The organism is Spirosoma sp. KUDC1026 (assembly GCF_013375035.1).
GTDB lineage: Bacteria > Bacteroidota > Bacteroidia > Cytophagales > Spirosomataceae > Spirosoma.
Genome location: NZ_CP056032.1, coordinates 1181688 through 1199476, shown reverse-complemented (window position 1 = coordinate 1199476; position 17789 = coordinate 1181688). Strand labels below are relative to the sequence as shown.

Sequence of the window (17789 nt, the reverse complement as noted above, 5' to 3'; positions counted from 1 at the left end):
GTTAATAAGGATTATGTCTACAAGGCCTCCAAAAAATGGCGTCGGTCCGCTCGATCATCTGGCTTTGCGGTATTTAAGGCGGGCGCTTGAAACGGCTCACCCTACAGATGAACCATACGTACTGAACCCCGTCGAGACCCGCCTTATCCAGCGGACGAAGGTATTAACACTTAGTCTGGCTGCACTGGTAGGGGTCCTTGGGGTGCTGTTAATTTATATTCCCCAGTATAACTGGCCGGATTTTTTCCAGAGTACACCATTAACCCTGTTCGACACTACGTTTCAGCTGCCGCTGGTTACGATTATATATGGCGTTCTGATCGTCTATATCGAAATTCACCTGCTTATCGGTCTCAATCTGCTGGGTGTAAAAACGATCATGCACGTCTGCCAGTTTCCCCGTGCCCACGACGCGCAGTATGATCGTCATTTGCGGGCGCTGGCCGACGCGGCTCTTGAAAAAGCTAATCAGGGAGTCTTTCGTTTTGGTATCGATCCCTACCTGAACATGCCACGATGGGGGCTAACAATCTTCTTCCTGCTCAACCAAGTAAAAGCTTTCCTGAGTCAGTTTCTGGTAAAATTTCTGTTCCGTCGTTTCCTTGGCCGGTATGTGTTACGTCAGTTCACAGATCTGCTCGGTATGCCAATCTTCGCTCTCTGGAATTCGTATGCTTCCTGGCAGGTACTGCACGAAGCGCAGGTACGGGTAATGGCTCCGGCTACGATTCGCGAATTTGTCAATGAACTTCACGATGAGTGGGGAAAAGATACTGAATTTCGTCCCCTTATTCTGGAAGCCTTACAGTACGTGGCCATTCTGAAGCGTCAGTACAATTACGCTCATTATTTGCTGACGGAGACATTGGTAGATCGTTTTGATCTGCGCATTAACAATCAGTTGACGGGTGAGTTTATCAACAAGATCGCTCATGTATCGCCCCATGCCCGCCAGAGTCTGGAACGGCTTATCATTTTTGGTGTTCTGGTTGATGGCCGGTTGTCCTGGATTGAGAAGCGGCAGTTGCGGTTACTGCAAAAGCGGGGCTTTTTGACGTACTCGATCCGGGATATTCAAAAAATGGGCAAAGAGTATAATCAGGGAAAAGGTCTCTGGGTCTGATGACTGATTTTCTACTTGGGAGAAAACTACTTCTCCACGGGTACATCCTGATTTTTGGTCACGCGCACCTCGTGAATCCGTTTGTCGTCGGCGGAGAGAATCTCGAAGGTAAAGTTCGCGTAGCTGATTTTTTCCTCCGCTCTTGGCAATCGGTTGAACAGAGCCAGCAGCAACCCACCTAACGATTCGCTTTCTCCCTGCACGGCCTCAAACGTAGTGTTGTCAATATGGAGCACGCGGCAGAATTCGATGATGGGCGTTTTTCCTTCGAACACTACAGTTTGCTCGTCTTCCCGATGATAGCCTTCGGGAATTTCCTCATCGAATTCGTCATTAATGTCGCCGAAGATCTCTTCGATTATATCTTCCAGCGTGATTAGGCCCCGCGTACCACCATACTCATTCACAACGATCGCAATATGAACACGGCGTTTCTGAAAATCCTGCAGCAGATCGTCGATCTTCTTGTTATCCGGAATGAAATAGGGCGGGCGTAACAGCGATTGCCAGTTGAATGCATCCGACTCCTGGATGTGCGGCAGCAGATCTTTGATGTACAGAATTCCCTCTACCTGATCCAGTGATTCGTGGTAAATCGGCACGCGCGAATAACCGGATTCGTTTATCTGAGCCATTAATTCACCAAAGGTTAGCTCATTGGATAGGGCCGATATTTCGTGGCGGGGCCGCATCACCTGCCGGGCAGTAAGGCTGCTGAAATTGACAATGCCTTTAAGCATTTCTTTTTCTTCAGCCGACGAGCTACCTCCCGTTAACTCTACCGCATGACTCAGCTCTTCGACAGATAGCTTGTAGCCACGTCGCTGGATTCTCTTATCGATCTGATTGCTTAGACTAACCAGCATCATCGAGAAAGGACGGAAAACAAATAACCCGATTTGAGCCAAAGGAGCTGTTCGTCGGGCTACGCTCAAACTACTCTGACTAGCGTAGGCTTTGGGGATAATCTCACCAAACAGAACAATAGTAAAGGTTGTCGTTAATACCACGCCCAGCAGCGTCCAGATGGACTGGTAAGCGGTTTGAGAAACGGTCCAGGTAAGATACGTAACGATAACTACTACGCTTATATTCAGCAGGTTATTAAATATAACCAGCGAAGCCAGCAGGCGTTTTGGGCGCTCCAGCAGACGAGCAATCTGCTGCTCGTTGGCCTGAACGCTATCGCGGCAGCGTATCCGGTCGTCGTGAGATAACGAAAAGAAAGCTGCTTCCGAGGCTGAAACCAGACCGGCCAGCACAAGGAGCAGCAGAATAAGCGCCGTATAGGGGGCGTATAAATCAAAATAGGTGCTCCAGCCCGTTAAAGCTGGAAGCACCTGTCGAGGAAGGGGATCACTATGGTCCATCTACGTTATATCTCGTTCAACAATCGAGCACTGCGGGAGTTAGAACGGTAGATCGTCATCGCCACCCCCGTCGAATGGCATTGGCTCGGGTTCGCGCCGGGCCGGCTGCTGACGGGGTGCTGCTGGCTGGGGCGCCGGTGCTGCAGTTCGTTGTGGTTGAGGCTGCTGGCGTGCCGGAGCAGCCTGGGGAGCTGCCTGCGCCCGCGGTGCTTCGTATTCGGGCTCGTCCTGCCGGTCGCTGTTTGGCGAACCCAGGAGTTGCATAGTGTTGGCGCGTACGCGCAACGATGTTCGCTCTTTGCCTTCTTTATCGGTCCAGAGTTCGGTACGCAGCCGACCTTCGACATAGACTGAGTTTCCTTTCTTCAGGTATTTCTCAGCAACCTTGGCCTGTTCGTTCCAAAGCTCTACACGGAACCATTCGGTCTGTTCAACTTTCTCACCATTTCGGTTGGTGTACTTTTCGGTCGTTGCCACATTAAAGGTTGCCACGACAGCACCACCATCCAGATAACGTACCTCAGGATCAGCACCCAAATTACCGATGATGGTCATTTTATTCAGACTTGCCATTTGCTTATTTTTTACGTTTTGTATAAAGGGTTTGGCGGGTTTTTTATTTGCTTAAAGTTACTGAATTAAACCCACTTACGCAACGTATCTGACCAAATAATTGGTAATTAAAACTGGTTTGGGAAGCTGTTCTGCATCGGCTAATGAATACCAGCTTAGCCCGGGAGGTAATGCCCCAGACAGCTCCTCGGGCACATCTAGTAAGTAGACCTGGGCGTTGATCCGCTGGTGCGACAGCAGTTGCGTAACAGCCACCGGCGGAGCAGTCAGAACACTTTGTTCAACCAGTTTTTGGACGGCTTCGGACAGTACCAACTCGCGCAGCGCAGCCTTGGGTTCGTCGGTTTCAAGCAGGTAAAAATCATACAGGTTCTGCCAGATGTCCTGACCAGACCGCTCACGCATAGCAATCTGATCCCCTTTACGAAATACCAGATAAGTAAAGTATCGATTTCGAACGGGCGCTTTTTTTGCTTTTACCGGCAGCAGGTGTTGCCGACCGGTCAGGTAGGCAGCGCACTGTTGTTGCAACGGGCAAAGCAGGCAATCGGGGGCTACAGGTGTACATTGGATCGCGCCAAACTCCATAATCGACTGATTATACGTAGCCGGATCGTCGGCTGCTTGGATCAGTCGGGTCGCGAGTGCGGCAAATGTTTTTTTAGCCCCCGTTGTCGTAATATCCTCTTCGATACCGAACACTCGGGCAAGCACCCGGTAAACGTTACCGTCTACGACAGGCACCCGCTCACCAAAGGCAAATGACGCAATAGCAGCCGCTGTATACGCACCGATCCCCTTCATTTTGAGTAGGTCATGATACGTATCAGGAAACTTCTCGCCTAACTGCTCCGTTACATAACGAGCGGTCTGATGCAGGTTGCGGGCGCGGGAGTAATAGCCAAGTCCCTGCCATAGTCGTAACAGTTCGCGCTCATCGGCGCGCGCCATATCGGCTACGGTTGGATAGCTTTCGACAAAGCGTTCGTAATAAGGTTTACCCTGTACTACGCGGGTTTGCTGAAGAATTATTTCCGACAGCCAGATGCGATAGGGATCGCGGGTATGGCGCCAGGGAAGGTCGCGTTTGTGCCGTTCGTACCAGCGCTCCAGCGTGGGCGCAAACGTTGTTTCAGTAACGTTAAGGTCTGATTGCCAATTCAAAATAAAACAGGAAAATGCACTTTCGGACGTAAAAAGGAAGCGATTGGGTTTTTTAAATCTACTGAAACCCCTACCTTTGTGCTCCCATTTTTGGCACCCGAATTTTCAACAACACAGTAATCGTTAAAGTTTAAGAAGTCGTGACGAAAGCAGACGTAATTTCAGAGATCGCCGATAAAACCGGAATCGATAAGGCAGAGGTTACCAATACTCTTGAGACCTTCTTTTCGGTGGTCAAGGACTCGCTGGCCGAAGGAGAAAATATTTATGTGAGAGGGTTCGGCAGTTTTATCAATAAGAAGAGAGCGAAAAAAGTTGCCCGTAACATTTCGAAGAATACCGCTATGGTAATCGACGAGCATTTCATTCCAAGTTTCAAGCCTGCTAAAGTCTTCGTTGAACAGGTCAAAACCAGCGACAAGGCGAAAGTAGCCGCCGAATAGTTTCATCTAGCCTTACCGGCGTTTGCGCTGTAACTCCTCCCTATGAACAAATACGTGCTTGTTGTAATTATTCTGGCAGCCGCCATGACGGTTGGGCTTTATAGCCTGCCGCGGGTTGTTGTGCGCAATGAAAACAAGCAACTGGGTGGTCGAACAACGCAAACGCCCACGGCTGATTCGCTTTCGGTAGCCGCCAATACCGGCACTCCGGATCGTTCGTCGATTCATGAAGAAGTCGTTACGCCCGAGCAACAACGTAAACTGGTAACACTTCGGTCAGCTTTTCTAACTGCAGCTACTGCCCAGAAAGAAGCTACCGGCGAAAAACTGATTTCTTTCTTCCGCGATATTACCCGTTATGATAGTGCTGCTTATTATGCGGAAGCACTAGCCACTATTCAGCCTTCGGAAACAAATCTGCTGCGGGCTGGTGATGTATATTTTGAAGCATATACCTTCGCGTTGGATGCAGCCAAAACTGCCGCACTGGGCCAGAAGACCCGCGATTTTTACCAGAAAGCTCTGGATAAGAATCCAAACCTGCTGGCAGCCAAAGCGAATATGGCCATGACGTACGTCAACACTGAAAACCCAATGCAGGGTATTGCCCTATTGCGGGAGGTGTTGCAGCAAGACCCGACAAACGAGCTGGCACTGTTTAACATGGGTATGCTATCGATGCAGTCGAACCAGTACGATCGGGCTATCGAGCGCTTCCGGCAGATTCTGGTTAACAATCCAGCCAGCCGGAAAGCTCAGTTTTATCTGGGAATTAGCTTGGCCGAAGCGGGACAACGTGACGAGGCCAGACAAGTACTGGCTCAGGTAAAAAAAGGGGAGAAAGACCCGCAAATTCTAGCTGCCATTCGTGAATACGAAGACCGGCTGAAGTAATACCCGGCATGCCGACAGGTTTCTCTGAAAGCATGCCACCCAGAAGAAATTCAGTTTCAGTATTGAACAACTTCAACAAGGGCCGCGCCGAGTGGTCGGCCGACATCTATTTTTAACCATAAAACACTGTTTGCATTATGCCTTGCGGTAAAAAACGGAAACGGCACAAGATTGCCACCCACAAGCGGAAAAAACGGCTAAGAAAAAACCGGCATAAGAAAAAGTAGTATGCAGCTAGCAGTGAACAGCCTGCAGTTCTGCCTATGCTAACTGCCTACTGCCTCATTTCATACTGCTCACTCAGCCTACAGAAGCCCCGTGCCGGTCTGAAAAGTCCGAACGTGGCTTCTTTGTTTATACAGCCATTCTAACCGTACATTCATCTTGTGAGTAATGAATTAATTATCAGTTCTACTCAGAAAGGTGATCGGATTGCACTCTTGCAAAGCAAGAGATTGCTGGAGTATCACGAAGAAGAGTTAGACAGCAGCTTTACTGTTGGCGATCTTTACTTGGGAACCGTTAAGAAGCTTTCGTCGGGCCTAAATGCGGCTTTTGTCGACGTTGGCCACGAAAAAGATGGGTTCCTCCACTACCAGGACCTTGGGCCAAACATAAATTCGCTCAATAAACTGGTTAAGGACGTTATCGCCAAGCGCGTAACGAACGGGCGTCTCAACGGCTCCAAACTGGAGCCGCCTATTGAGAAAATCGGGAAAATCGATAAGGTACTGACAAAGAATATGCCCATTCTGGTTCAGGTGGTGAAAGAACCCATCTCAACCAAAGGGCCGCGTTTGTCGTGCGACATTTCGATTGCGGGTCGCTATCTGGTGCTGGTCCCCTTTTCGGACGGGGTAAACCTATCGAAGAAAATTACGGATCGCGCCGAACGTACACGGTTGACACGCCTAATGGCTTCGCTGAAGCCGCAGAATTTCGGGGTTATTGTTCGCACCGTGGCGCAGGACAAAGATGTTGAGGAGCTTGATCGCGACTTACAGCATTCCCTCGAAAAATGGGATCAGGCGATCAGAAATCTGTCCGAAGCCAAACCACGGGATCGGGTTCTGGGTGAAATGAACCGGGCATCTTCCATTCTGCGGGATATGCTCAATGAATCTTTCGAAAGTATAACGGTAGATACCCGTGAGTCTTTCGACGAGATTCGAAACTTCATCCATACGATTGCCCCCGAAAAAGAGAAGATCGTTAAGCTGTATACTGGCAAGGCCAAACTTTTTGAAGCAATAGGACTTGAAAAGCAGCTTAAATCGCTCTTTGGCCGATCGGTTAGCCTGCCGGGCGGGGGCTACCTGATCATCGAGCATACCGAAGCATTGCACGTTATTGACGTTAACAGCGGCAATAAATCCAACTCGGAAGAAGATCAGGAAGCAACAGCCATCAGCGTCAATCGGGAAGCTGCGAAAGAAATTGCCCGTCAGCTTCGGTTACGGGACATGGGTGGTATTATCGTGGTTGACTTCATTGACATGAAAAAGCCGGAGAACAAAAAACTTCTCCAGGACATCATGCGCGATGAGATGCGGACTGACCGGTCTAAATTTACGATTTTACCGCTGACAAAGTTCGGGCTGATGCAGATTACCCGACAGCGTGTTCGCCCAGAAATGAACATTGTTACCCGCGAGGTCTGCCCGACCTGCGGAGGTACGGGAACTATCCAAGCGAGTGTCCTGGTCACCGATGTCATTGAGAATAATCTCGATTACATCCTGACCAAGCAAAATGAGAGTGGTATTTCTATTGCTATGCATCCCTTTCTTTACGCTTACTACACTAAAGGTTTTTACTCAAAACAAATGCAGTGGTTCGTTAAGTATAAGACTTGGGTTAAACTCGTGAAAGACAGCTCACTAGGTATTGTCAATTTCAAATTCTTCAATAAATCGAATGAAGAAATAGAAGTAGGCAGCGGAGCATAGTAAAAAATTACTACTTACTACTCAGTTTCTGGGTATGTTCTAGTAAACGCACACAACGTTTCAGCATAAAAAAAGGCTTCACGGATTAAGTGAAGCCTTTTTTTATGTCTGCTACAACTGATCGCTCAACGTAGCACTTCCATTTCGCATAATTCATTGTACATCTCTGTTCCAACGAGGCTTTCTACCGAATCAATAGTATCGATATTCACTAGTAAGTCTCGTAAATCGTCCGTAATCTCATATACCTGATAGGTGCGTCTGTCGAAGAGGATGGGGGCCTCCTCAAGATCACATATGGAATAACGATTGCCGTTAAATGTCGGCTTGGTTTCCCACTGTGCGCCGACTCGCGAACTTACCTCTGTTTCAGGCTCAAGAAAAGCCTGAATGTAACTCCACCCCTCCCATTGACCCGGGTAACGTTGCACGTGACGCCATAGGTTATCATACAATTGCTGCATGGCTTCCTGGCAATACATGTCACGATCGCTGTTCCGGATCGGTCTGATCGGGCTGGATACGTGCAGCACATTGGTCAGGTCCGGTTTTCGATAAGCAGCTACCGGTACAATAGGTACTCCAGTTGCATGCGACAGATAGCCTACCCCTTTTCGGGTCAGTACCCGCCGGTTTCCGAATCGGACAGACAAAAATTTATCTTCTTCACCTGGTTCTGGACCAGTTTCTGCACTTCCGTCAACATAAGCGATAATGGATTTACCTGCTTTTATCTCCCGCAGCAAGGTTAACCCCGCCGTTGGGCTTCCGGCATCAACCAGCCGGAAGGTGTTTGTCAGGCCATGTTTCCGACGTAGCGCTTCCGTATGTTCAACCAGGTCTTTACCCTGGCTACTATTCATGTTACTACCAACTAACAACACGCAGTCTACACCTTTCCGAAATAGTAAACTTGTTAGAAGTCGGTAAGAGCCTAGATGATACGTACAATAAATAAACGGTTCTTTATTGTTAGCTAGAAACTCACTTCGTCCACTCGTCGTTACTATATCACCGGCTGTCAGGCATTGCTGATCGAAACTAGTAAAGATCTCCTCCAGCAGAAGTTCCTTAAAAAGGTTCTCGTGTTCGGATCGGGAGATGAAGGGCATAATATTCTCTACATTAGCTGAGAATGTTGTGTATTTCATCAGATATCCCCGTTCCCGGCGAAGATCTACTCGCTCAAAGTGCTCCCGACAGCGCACGAGCTCTTTGCGGTAAAGTGTGCGTGCAGTTGGCATAACTTGCGATTTTTACAGCGAGAAGTTAGCTTTGGGAGCTAGGCCCTGAAAAGTCGACCAAGCGCAGCATTCGGTATCTTTCAGAAAGTTTAGGATGTTGGCTGATTCGTTTTTAACAGCTGACAGTTGGATGTTTTTAACGGTTTGAGCGGCTTTGATGGTGAATTGCTTTTTCATTTTGACTTTTTGTTTTGAGAGTGATTTTTCCTGGTTTAATCAGCATCTGATCTGTTGCTGATTGCTTGATACAAAATTAGAGCGCCCAGGCAGGGTCATCAATCGCAAAAAAGTCACATAATTATCAGTGCAATTAGTAACTAATTACCATTATATTAGTCTATATATTTGTTAAGGAGTAATATGGAAGCAGTAAAACTAACCAGGTCATTTCTGAAGAAGCCGCTATACAGCGTCTATCTTCTGCTTGGCGTTGTTTTACTCGTTGAAGGTATTGGTTGGACTGCGACTTACCATGCAAAAATTGACCGCGTGAATACTTACGGAGGCTTTATTCCTTATCTTGGAATACTGCTAAGAGGGTTTTTCATTCCTGAAATATTCACAACGTATATACTTATCATCTTGATAAACAGGTACCATGACTATTTTAAGATTGATACAGTACCCTGCACATTAAGGGGTGTATCTCGTTATGAAGCTTTATTGCTCCCTGTCATTTTATTATCTTTCATTGTATTCAATCCTGTTACTGAGTCTGTCCGTTTCCTGCTAGAAGCTTTTCCAGATTATTCTTTTTCTAACTACTGGAGATCCTATATCACAGGTACTTTCACTTGGAATGTCTATCTGCGTTACGTGGCTCCCATATTACTTATTGGCTACATTCCAATTAACATTTCCCTAATATCAGATTACTTCACACAAAGACAGCAAGAGCAGGAAGAGGCTAAACAACTGGCAGTTTTAGAACCACCTTTACTTCCTGCTTCCCCACCCTCATCACCCTATTTGATGCATATCAAAGGCCGTGACGCTCAGGGTGAACTGGACTTCCCCACCTCCGATGTCTTTTACTTCACAGTAGAGGACCGAGCATGTTACGCCGTTGTACCCAAAGGTCGTTACGTCGTTAGCAAAGCACTTACCGAACTCGAAAACGAACTCGATCCAACCCAGTTTTTCCGTGTCAAGCGTGATTACATTGTCAACCGAAAGGCGGTTTTAAATTACGCTTACTGGGAAAATGGCAAGTATATCGTCCGGCTCAACACGCATGATCATTACGAAATCGTGGTCCCCCGCGCCCGAATGCAGGAATTCAGGGAATGGCTACAGGCTGACCAACGGGATCAGCGATCATTTGCCGATTCAGACCAGGACCCCTTATTGATGACCCATCAGCCATTATAAATAGTTTTTGACCGAGATACTGTATCGAGGTAACTGTCGGCAACCTTCCAGATCAAGTTTTTTTGCAATATGTGCCTTGTGGTTGATGATTGTTCGATAGCTGATTCCCAGCTCATCAGCAATTTGATCCGATGTATGGCCGCAAGCTATTAATCGTAGTACTTCACGCTCCCGGGTTGACAGACGCCCCAACTCTTCGCGAGTTTTTTCGGTCATAACCTCGATTCCATAATTCCGGATTAAGTTCATAAATCCGCTACTATAGTAACATTCATTATAGCTTACTGTCTGGAAGCAGCGATATAATTCCTCCAGGCCATCATTGGCATACAGGAAGCCCAGAAAGCCCATCTGCATAGCTTCAGCGATTGTATGCACATCTGGCTTGTTGGCATATAGAATGAATTTCGTCTGGCTGTTTGACTTCTGAATATCTTTGACAATGTCAAACGTCTTACGGCCCGAAATCTCAGACTCGATGATAACGCACTGCGGCCGTTTAACCCGAATCTGCTGAAGAGTATCCTCCATCTCAACGGCTCGGCCGACTACGTTGTATCCCTGCTCTTTCAGGAGCTGACTCAATACTTCGCAAGTGAACAATTCAGATTGTGCCACTAGGATTGAAAAATCCCGGCGACGAAGCGCGAAGTTCTTAGCGGCCTCTTGGCCATTATTTGATTTGTTCATAGTATAGGTCCTGTCACAAATGCTTTTGGCGGTCTGAATCTAGTATGCTCAAAAAAAACTGACTATATATTGTTCCTGAAATCACCGTCAGCCGGGACGAAATCAACTATTATGAGTGGATAATTTGGGTGATTTCGTCCCGGCTGACGGTGATTTCAGTCAAAACGGCTTGTTTTAAGGTATTTTGACATACAATTTTGATCATCAGCGCAGCATTCACCTCTTTAACGCATTGTGTGATGAATCATAAAAAATCTAAAGTATCGTCGACTTACGAAGCCTCATCTACCGAAGTTCAAACCGTTATTATGGATTGGGTAGAAGCAACTGAAGCCTTTCACCGCCGTTACGCAAAACTTACTGAAGTCATCAACACACTACAATCGTCGACTCGCGTCAAGTCTGCTCAACAGCGTGAACGGCTTAACAAACTGACTGCGCTTCGCCGTAACATGAGCGACGTTCTGATGACGTTGCTCGTGGACATGGGCGACAAGCAATCAGGCCGGTCGGCCCTGCCTTCCAAGCCAGGTCAACTCCGGACACATGCCTCGTTGCTAACTGAGCTGACTCAGAAAATTGATGCTGAATTAGTCAATGCTACTGTTGTAGCTCAAGCATAGCGTTCAACCTTCCTCATATTATAAAGGACAAGCCTCTCTCTTCGGGAGGCTTTTTTCTTTTACTCTCAGCCCGAAATAACCGTACCGAGCAGACGCGATATTTCCATATCAATTCGCTTATATTGCATAAATTCCATTAGTATCCGATCTACCTCTTCGGTAAACTCTTTGTTTACTTCTCTGAGTTGCTGCTGAAGTACTGCCATCCGCTGTTCAGCCAACATTTTTTTAATTCGCAGTATATTTCGGTAGGCAGCGTCGGCAAGAATAGAGATCTCCTCTTCCGACGGAACGAAGATTTCGTGTCTAAGCCATCCCTCACTGATTTCATAGCGTGGTGTAGTGAGCGTAATAACCTGCTGCTGAACATGCCTGTCTGAACTGATCCGCTGACTAATAAAATCCGCGGCTGTCAGAATTACCCCCTGGGCGTAGGCTTCTCTGTAATGAGTTAAGATATGGTCAAACGGTTGGGTCTGAAAATTAATTTCGTGCAATTCGCTCAATATGTACTGACAGAGTGTAATGCCCGGCTCCAGTTCCTGACTACCGTAGTTAATTAACAATCGGACACATTCCTCCTCCTGATAAGAGATTGGCGTTCGGGTTGCTGTTGCCCGTTCCTGGGGAACTTCCAAAGCTGATGCCCCGCCGAAAGCAGACTCATCAAAAGCCGGGGCGGTATCAATCTCCAGTTCATTTAGCAACGCATTGATATCGTCTACCGATTCAGCCGCTAGTGCTGACGAAGAAGCTGTCTGCCGGGGTTCCTGGCCCGGTGCCCGCTTCTGTCGGTCGCTGGTCTTACGAACCTGTTCCTGCTGCAGCCTGAGCAACCGATTGATCTCGGAGATAACTGACTGTTCGCTGACGTGGAAAACCTGCGCTACGCGTTGCGACAACGTCTGCCGTTTCAGCAGATCGGGTATTTTTGTAATACTGCTACAGACATCGGATATTCCTTCTGCCCGTTTCAGCGGATCGTCTCCAGCCTCTGCCAGCCATCGGCTGGCCTTAAAATCAATAAAGTCCTGGGAGTGCTCTTTAATGTACGTCTTGAAAGCGTCGGCACCTACCTTATGCACGTAGCTATCCGGGTCTTCACCATCGGGCAGCAAAAGCAATTTCAGGTTAAGACCTTCCTCCAGCACCATATCCAGCCCGCGTAGAGCGGCCTTGATACCGGCGGCATCACCATCGTACAGGATCGTTACGTTGGGCGTAAAGCGACCAATCAGCCGAATCTGTTCGGTCGTAAGCGACGTACCTGACGAGGCTACTACGTTCTTAATTCCAGCCTGATGGAGGGAAATAACATCTGTGTATCCCTCCGTTAGGTAGCAGACGTCTTCCTGACGGATTGCTTGTTTAGCCTGAAAAATACCGTATAGTACCTGACTTTTGTGGTATACCTCCGTTTCAGGGGAGTTCAGGTATTTGGGAGATGCCCCACCGGCCTGGCTCTTGTCTGTCTTTAGGATTCGGGCACCAAAGGCAATAACCCGCCCCGATACGTTATGAATCGGGAACATAACCCGCCCCCGGAAGCGGTCAAACACCTTGTTATTCTCTTTGGCGAGAATCAGCCCGGCTTTTTCCAGTATTTCGCGTTTATAACCACGTTGTAAGCCCGCCTGCAGCAACGCATCCCACTGGTCGTAGCTGTAACCCAGATCAAAGGCTTCCAGCGTAGGGTTGGTGAACCCCCGTTCACGAAAATAGCTCAGGCCTACACTTTTTCCTTCGTCACTAGTGAGCAGGGCTTCTTGAAAAAATGTTTTGGCAAAATTCAGAGCGATCAGCAGGCTTTCGCGCTCATTCTGACGAAGCAACTCTTCAGGGGTCTGTTCCTGCTCCTCAATCTCGATTCCGTATTTCTTGGCCAGGTAACGTAAGGCTTCGCCATAGCCGATGTTCTCCACGTCCATTACGAATCGTACCGAATCACCTGCTTTTCCACACCCGAAGCACTTATAAATCTGCCGGGCAGGATTGACGCTGAACGATGGCGTTTTCTCATTATGAAATGGACAGCAGGCAATGTAATTGCTTCCCCGTTTTTTCAGCGAAACGAAATCGTTAACCACTTCTATGATGTCGGCCGCCTGCCGAATTTGATCGACAGTTGCTTCAGGAATACGCATCCGTTTTGGGCAAATTTTGACCTAGCAAATTTATAGCCAATTCTCGCTTTTTTATCATACGGAAATGGCGGAATGTCAGTTTCAACACGGCTGTTCTGTGGCAAAATTTTTGCCTCCGCGTTATAGGGTTTAGCTGACCTCTATTGTTACCCACCTTACTAACCTTTTCAATTCGACCATAATTCACGATGCAGCTTCCTCTACAAAACTTTGTACTCACACCAACGCTTTTGAAAAAATCTCTTTTTCAGAGGTGGCGGTCAATTCCCCTTGTACTTTTTTGCATAATCTGGCTACACGCCTGTCGTGTAGCATCTCCAGACAGTGTTTCACCACTACCTCCATCGGATCAGTATTCAGCCGATGTGGCACTGGCCTGGTCGGATATGCAGTTGAAGCTGATACGTAATACAAGCGGTTTTGCTCCACCCATTGCCGCCCGCTCGTTTGGGTACGCGGGCATTACGCTTTATGAAGCGATTGTAGCTGGCCTACCAGAGCGACGTTCGCTGGTGGGCCAGCTACAACAACTGACCAAGTTACCAAAACCAGAAACCAATCAGGCTTATAACTGGGTACTGAGCGCTAATGCTGCCCAAGCCTTTATCCTGAAATCGTTATTTGCAAATACATCGACGGTTTACAAAAACCGGATCGACTCGCTGGAAAACGCTCTGTATACGCAGTACAAGTCGCCCGATAATGCCGTAAATCAGCGTTCGGCCGAGTTCGGCAAAGCCATTGCCGCGGCTATTTTTGAGTGGTCTAAAACAGATGGTGGCCATGAAGCCTACAGTCGGGTTTTCCCCACTGGTTATACCGTTCCAACAGGAGCTGGGATGTGGCAGCCTACGGAGAACAATCAGAAAACTCCGATGCTTCCCTACTGGGGCAAGAACCGCACGTTCCTATCCGCTACGTCAACACTACCGATGCCAACTCCACTGGTCATCTCTACGGACGTCAAGTCGCAGTATTTCGCGCAGTATCTGGAAGTGTACACCAAGAACAAAGCGCTGACTCAGCCAGAGAAGGAAATAGCCGTTTGGTGGGCTGATGATCCAAGCGAGACCTTTACGCCACCGGGCCACTCTTATAACCTGGCGCGGATTGCCATCAAAACATCAGGCGCGCCACTCGGGAAAGCCGCCGAAACTTTAGCCCGAACTGGCATCGCGGTTACCGATGCGTTCATCGCCTGCTGGAAATGCAAATACACGTTCAATAATGAGCGCCCCTACACGTACGTCCGGCGCGCTATCGATCCTAACTGGATTCCGTTCTGGCCGTCGCCCCCCTTTCCAGGGTATTCGTCGGGTCATGCTACACAATCAGCAGCGTCGGCAACGGTACTAGCCGATCTGTTCGGCGATCAGTTCCCGTTTACGGATGATACGCACACAGGCCGGGCGCGCGACGTAGCGCGTAACACGGACTTTAAAGCGCGTAGGTTTAAATCATTCTGGGAAACTGCCGAAGAGTCGGCCCTGTCGCGGTTTCTCGGGGGCATTCATACCCGTCAGGACAACGATACCGGGCTGCAGGAGGGTCGTAAAATCGGTCAGTACATTAATGCACTACAGTGGAAGAAATGATACAGACTAGTGTGTAAAGACGACGAGCGGACAGAGAGTTAACTCCGCCCGCCCGTCTTTATTTATTCAAAAAATACGATCTAGTAAGCGCGTACTAACTTGCCTTCCATGAAATTAACGAACGCCTTGTTAACAACGTTGTTACCACCGGGGGTTGGGTAGTTGCCCGTAAAGTACCAGTCGCCGGAGTGACCAGGGCAAGCTGCGTGCAGGTTTTCAACCGTCTGGTAGACAACGGCTACCTCAGCTTTCAAATCAGACGGCGTGATAATCTGCGCCACTTTATTCGATAACTCTTCGTGCGTGAAGGGCGCAAAGATCGCTTTTACGTAGTTTTCTTTCGTCGCGTTACCCGATTCGATGGCCGCTACGCACTCAGCGTACACTTCATCAAGAATATATTCCTGGCCCCGTTCACGCAACAGCTCAAGTACCGCCCGGAAGGCAACAAATTCCTTCACTTTCGACATATCAATGCCGTAGCAGTCCGGAAAGCGAATCTGGGGAGCCGACGAAACAATAATAATTTTCTTGGGGCCTAACCGATCCAGCATGCGCAGGATACTCTTTTCGAGCGTTGTGCCCCGAACGATGGAATCATCGACAACAACGATATTATCCTTGCCTTTTTTGATTACTTCGAACGTTGTATCGTACACGTGCGATACCATATCGTCGCGTTGGCTGTCGTCGGTGATGAATGTCCGGAGTTTTACATCCTTAGACACCAGCTTTTCGATACGGGGTCGGAACGCCAGCACCCGATCCAGCTCTTCTTCGAAGAGAATACCATCCATAATCGCTTTTTTGCGCTGTTTATAGAGGTATTCTTCAATGCCTTCTACCATGCCGAAAAACGCCGTTTCAGCCGTGTTCGGGATGTAGGAGAAGACGGTATTCTCCAAGTCGTAATCGATTTCCTTTAGAATCTGCGGAATGAGCAGTTTACCTAGTTGCTTCCGCTCGTTGTAAATATCCGGATCGGTAGCACGCGAGAAATAAATACGCTCGAAACTGCAGGAACGCTTTTCGATTGGCTTCACAAACTGCTGCTCAGCGTATTCACCGTATTTATCGATGATCAGAGCATGACCAGGCTGCACTTCTTTAATCTCGTTATACTCTACGTTAAACGCCGTTTTGATGGCTGGTTTTTCCGACGCAACCACCACGACTTCATCATCGGCATAGTAGTAAGCCGGGCGAATACCCGCCGGATCACGAGCGACGAACGAAGCACCGTATCCTGTCATACCAACCATGGCGTACCCGCCATCAAAATCCCGGCAGGAACGGTGCAGAACCCGCTGCATGTCGAGGTTGTCCTCAATAATATCAGACAGATCCGGGTTTTCGTAGATGCCTTTGAAACGATCGAACACCCGCTGGTTTTCTTCGTCTAGGAAGTGACCGATCTTCTCCATCACCGTAACGGTATCCATCTTGTCTTTGGGATGCTGCCCCAACGAAACAAGTTTATCGAACAGCCCGTCGACGTTGGTCATGTTGAAGTTTCCCGCAACGACCAGATTCCGACTGCGCCAGTTACTTTGCCGCAGCATCGGGTGACAGTTTTCAATTTCGTTGGCCCCGTGGGTACCGTAACGCAGGTGCCCCATCCAGACCTCGCCCGTAAACGCGATATTCTCCTGCAACCAGTGCGCGTCTTTGGCCTTGTCTTTGTTGCCTTTGAGCGCTTTTCGGAATTTCTTGTTAACCTTTTCGAAGATATCCGCTACGGGTCGTTGGTCAACAGACCGGTATCGGCTGATGTAGCGGTGGCCGGGTGGAACATCGAGTTTGATGTTCGCGATACCGGCTCCATCCTGGCCCCGGTTCACCTGCTTTTCCATGAGCAGGTAGAGCTTATTGGCTCCATAAAGGGGAGTACCGTATTTGTCGATGTAATACTGGTACGGTTTGCGGAGCCGAATCAGGGCAATACCGCACTCATGTTTGATGGCGTCGCTCATGAGGGTGTCGCTGAAGCGATTAGATTTTTAGTATGTAACGAAGTAACGGCTGCTATTTTGCAATGGTTCAGCAGTGGGTAGAACAAAGTTAGGAAAAGTAGAAGGCCGTAAAATCAACAAGTTGAAAATTCCTTCATAAAAAGTAACCGCCCTGTTCAGGTGTACCGATACGCCCACCAGATCAACAGCCCCTGTAAGGGGAGTCTTCCCCACCGTATCAGCGCGGGTATCTGGGTGAATTTATCATCCATAGCCATGTAAACATTGGCCGGAAAGACGGCGATCAACAGCAGAATAAGCCCCCAAGCCGCCCAGGAGCGCGTGGCAGGAATCAGCAGACCAAGCCCCAGTATAATTTCGGCAATCCCGCTAAGCGTCACCATCAGCTGATGCGCGGGAACGTAAGGCGGCATGATGGATAAAAACGGGCGGGGTTTTACCAGATGTGCGATCCCCGCTATTACGTAAACAATTGCCTGCAGATACAACCCCACCATACCGATGTTTTTAGCGTACTTCTCTCTACCGATTAAACGATTGGTTTGTCCGGTTGTCAAACCGGCAGACTGTATGGAAAACAGCCTATTGGCTGACTTGTTCCGCCCATCGTAACAGAAACGGCCCTCCGTAAAG

The 17789-nt window shown here is 48.4% G+C and carries 16 protein-coding genes; 7 read left to right on the top strand and 9 right to left on the bottom strand.

What is annotated here, in order from left to right:
• The first annotated feature begins 13 nt into the window (after positions 1-13).
• Positions 14-1123, top strand: a complete 1110-nt coding sequence (locus tag HU175_RS05105; RefSeq protein WP_176565558.1) for an LBF_2804 family protein — start codon at positions 14-16, stop codon at positions 1121-1123.
• 26 nt (positions 1124-1149) lie between these two features.
• Here HU175_RS05105 and gldE read toward each other — a convergent pair whose 3' ends face one another.
• From gldE to mutY, 3 genes are all read right to left on the bottom strand, one after another.
• Positions 1150-2493 carry a gliding motility-associated protein GldE gene (gldE, locus tag HU175_RS05100; RefSeq protein ID WP_176565557.1) on the bottom strand — a complete coding sequence of 448 codons (1344 nt, stop codon included), beginning with the start codon at positions 2491-2493 and terminating at the stop codon, positions 1150-1152.
• 39 nt (positions 2494-2532) lie between these two features.
• A complete protein-coding gene (locus HU175_RS05095) occupies positions 2533-3066 on the bottom strand; it encodes a single-stranded DNA-binding protein (RefSeq protein WP_176565556.1) in 534 nt (177 codons plus the stop codon).
• Between the two features lie 75 nt (positions 3067-3141).
• Complete coding sequence (mutY, locus tag HU175_RS05090; RefSeq protein WP_176565555.1) at positions 3142-4230, bottom strand: A/G-specific adenine glycosylase; 1089 nt, start codon at positions 4228-4230, stop codon at positions 3142-3144.
• 140 nt (positions 4231-4370) lie between these two features.
• Here mutY and HU175_RS05085 point away from each other — a divergent pair, with 140 nt between their 5' ends.
• The 3 genes from HU175_RS05085 to HU175_RS05075 all read left to right on the top strand — a co-directional run bounded on the left by HU175_RS05085 (position 4371) and on the right by HU175_RS05075 (position 7516).
• Positions 4371-4673 (top strand): HU family DNA-binding protein, encoded by a 303-nt coding sequence (locus HU175_RS05085; RefSeq protein ID WP_176565554.1) that lies wholly within the window; start codon positions 4371-4373, stop codon positions 4671-4673.
• 42 nt (positions 4674-4715) lie between these two features.
• Entirely contained in the window at positions 4716-5567 is an 852-nt protein-coding gene (locus tag HU175_RS05080; protein ID WP_176565553.1) for a tetratricopeptide repeat protein, read from the top strand.
• Positions 5568-5953: 386 nt separating this feature from the next.
• Positions 5954-7516, top strand: a complete 1563-nt coding sequence (locus HU175_RS05075; protein WP_176565552.1) for a ribonuclease E/G — start codon at positions 5954-5956, stop codon at positions 7514-7516.
• A gap of 125 nt (positions 7517-7641) precedes the next feature.
• On the opposite strand, the gene HU175_RS05070 is transcribed toward HU175_RS05075, so the two are convergent.
• Both HU175_RS05070 and HU175_RS05065 read right to left on the bottom strand, forming a co-directional pair.
• Positions 7642-8379, bottom strand: a complete 738-nt coding sequence (locus HU175_RS05070; protein WP_228724327.1) for a hypothetical protein — start codon at positions 8377-8379, stop codon at positions 7642-7644.
• 393 nt (positions 8380-8772) lie between these two features.
• Entirely contained in the window at positions 8773-8937 is a 165-nt protein-coding gene (locus HU175_RS05065) for a hypothetical protein (protein ID WP_176565550.1), read from the bottom strand.
• A gap of 183 nt (positions 8938-9120) precedes the next feature.
• Between HU175_RS05065 and HU175_RS05060 the strand changes: the two genes are divergently transcribed.
• A complete protein-coding gene (locus HU175_RS05060) occupies positions 9121-10131 on the top strand; it encodes a LytTR family DNA-binding domain-containing protein (RefSeq protein WP_176565549.1) in 1011 nt (336 codons plus the stop codon).
• On the opposite strand, the gene HU175_RS05055 is transcribed toward HU175_RS05060, so the two are convergent.
• Entirely contained in the window at positions 10126-10821 is a 696-nt protein-coding gene (locus tag HU175_RS05055; RefSeq protein ID WP_176565548.1) for a LuxR family transcriptional regulator, read from the bottom strand. The two genes, HU175_RS05060 and HU175_RS05055, sit on opposite strands and share 6 nt — an antisense overlap.
• Before the next feature lie 197 nt (positions 10822-11018).
• On the opposite strand from HU175_RS05055, the gene HU175_RS05050 reads away from it, so the two are divergent.
• Positions 11019-11444 carry a hypothetical protein gene (locus tag HU175_RS05050; RefSeq protein ID WP_228724326.1) on the top strand — a complete coding sequence of 142 codons (426 nt, stop codon included), beginning with the start codon at positions 11019-11021 and terminating at the stop codon, positions 11442-11444.
• Positions 11445-11509: 65 nt separating this feature from the next.
• Here the strand turns inward: HU175_RS05050 and dnaG are convergent, their stop codons facing one another.
• Positions 11510-13588 carry a DNA primase gene (gene dnaG / locus HU175_RS05045; RefSeq protein WP_176565547.1) on the bottom strand — a complete coding sequence of 693 codons (2079 nt, stop codon included), beginning with the start codon at positions 13586-13588 and terminating at the stop codon, positions 11510-11512.
• Positions 13589-13953: 365 nt separating this feature from the next.
• On the opposite strand from dnaG, the gene HU175_RS05040 reads away from it, so the two are divergent.
• Entirely contained in the window at positions 13954-15183 is a 1230-nt protein-coding gene (locus HU175_RS05040; protein ID WP_317167792.1) for a phosphatase PAP2 family protein, read from the top strand.
• An 80-nt stretch (positions 15184-15263) separates the two neighbouring features.
• Here the strand turns inward: HU175_RS05040 and HU175_RS05035 are convergent, their stop codons facing one another.
• Together HU175_RS05035 and HU175_RS05030 are read right to left on the bottom strand one after the other, a co-directional pair.
• Positions 15264-17156 (bottom strand): amidophosphoribosyltransferase, encoded by a 1893-nt coding sequence (locus HU175_RS05035; RefSeq protein ID WP_176565545.1) that lies wholly within the window; start codon positions 17154-17156, stop codon positions 15264-15266.
• Between the two features lie 155 nt (positions 17157-17311).
• Positions 17312-17653, bottom strand: a complete 342-nt coding sequence (locus HU175_RS05030; protein WP_410528595.1) for a MauE/DoxX family redox-associated membrane protein — start codon at positions 17651-17653, stop codon at positions 17312-17314.
• Positions 17654-17789: the final 136 nt, after the last annotated feature.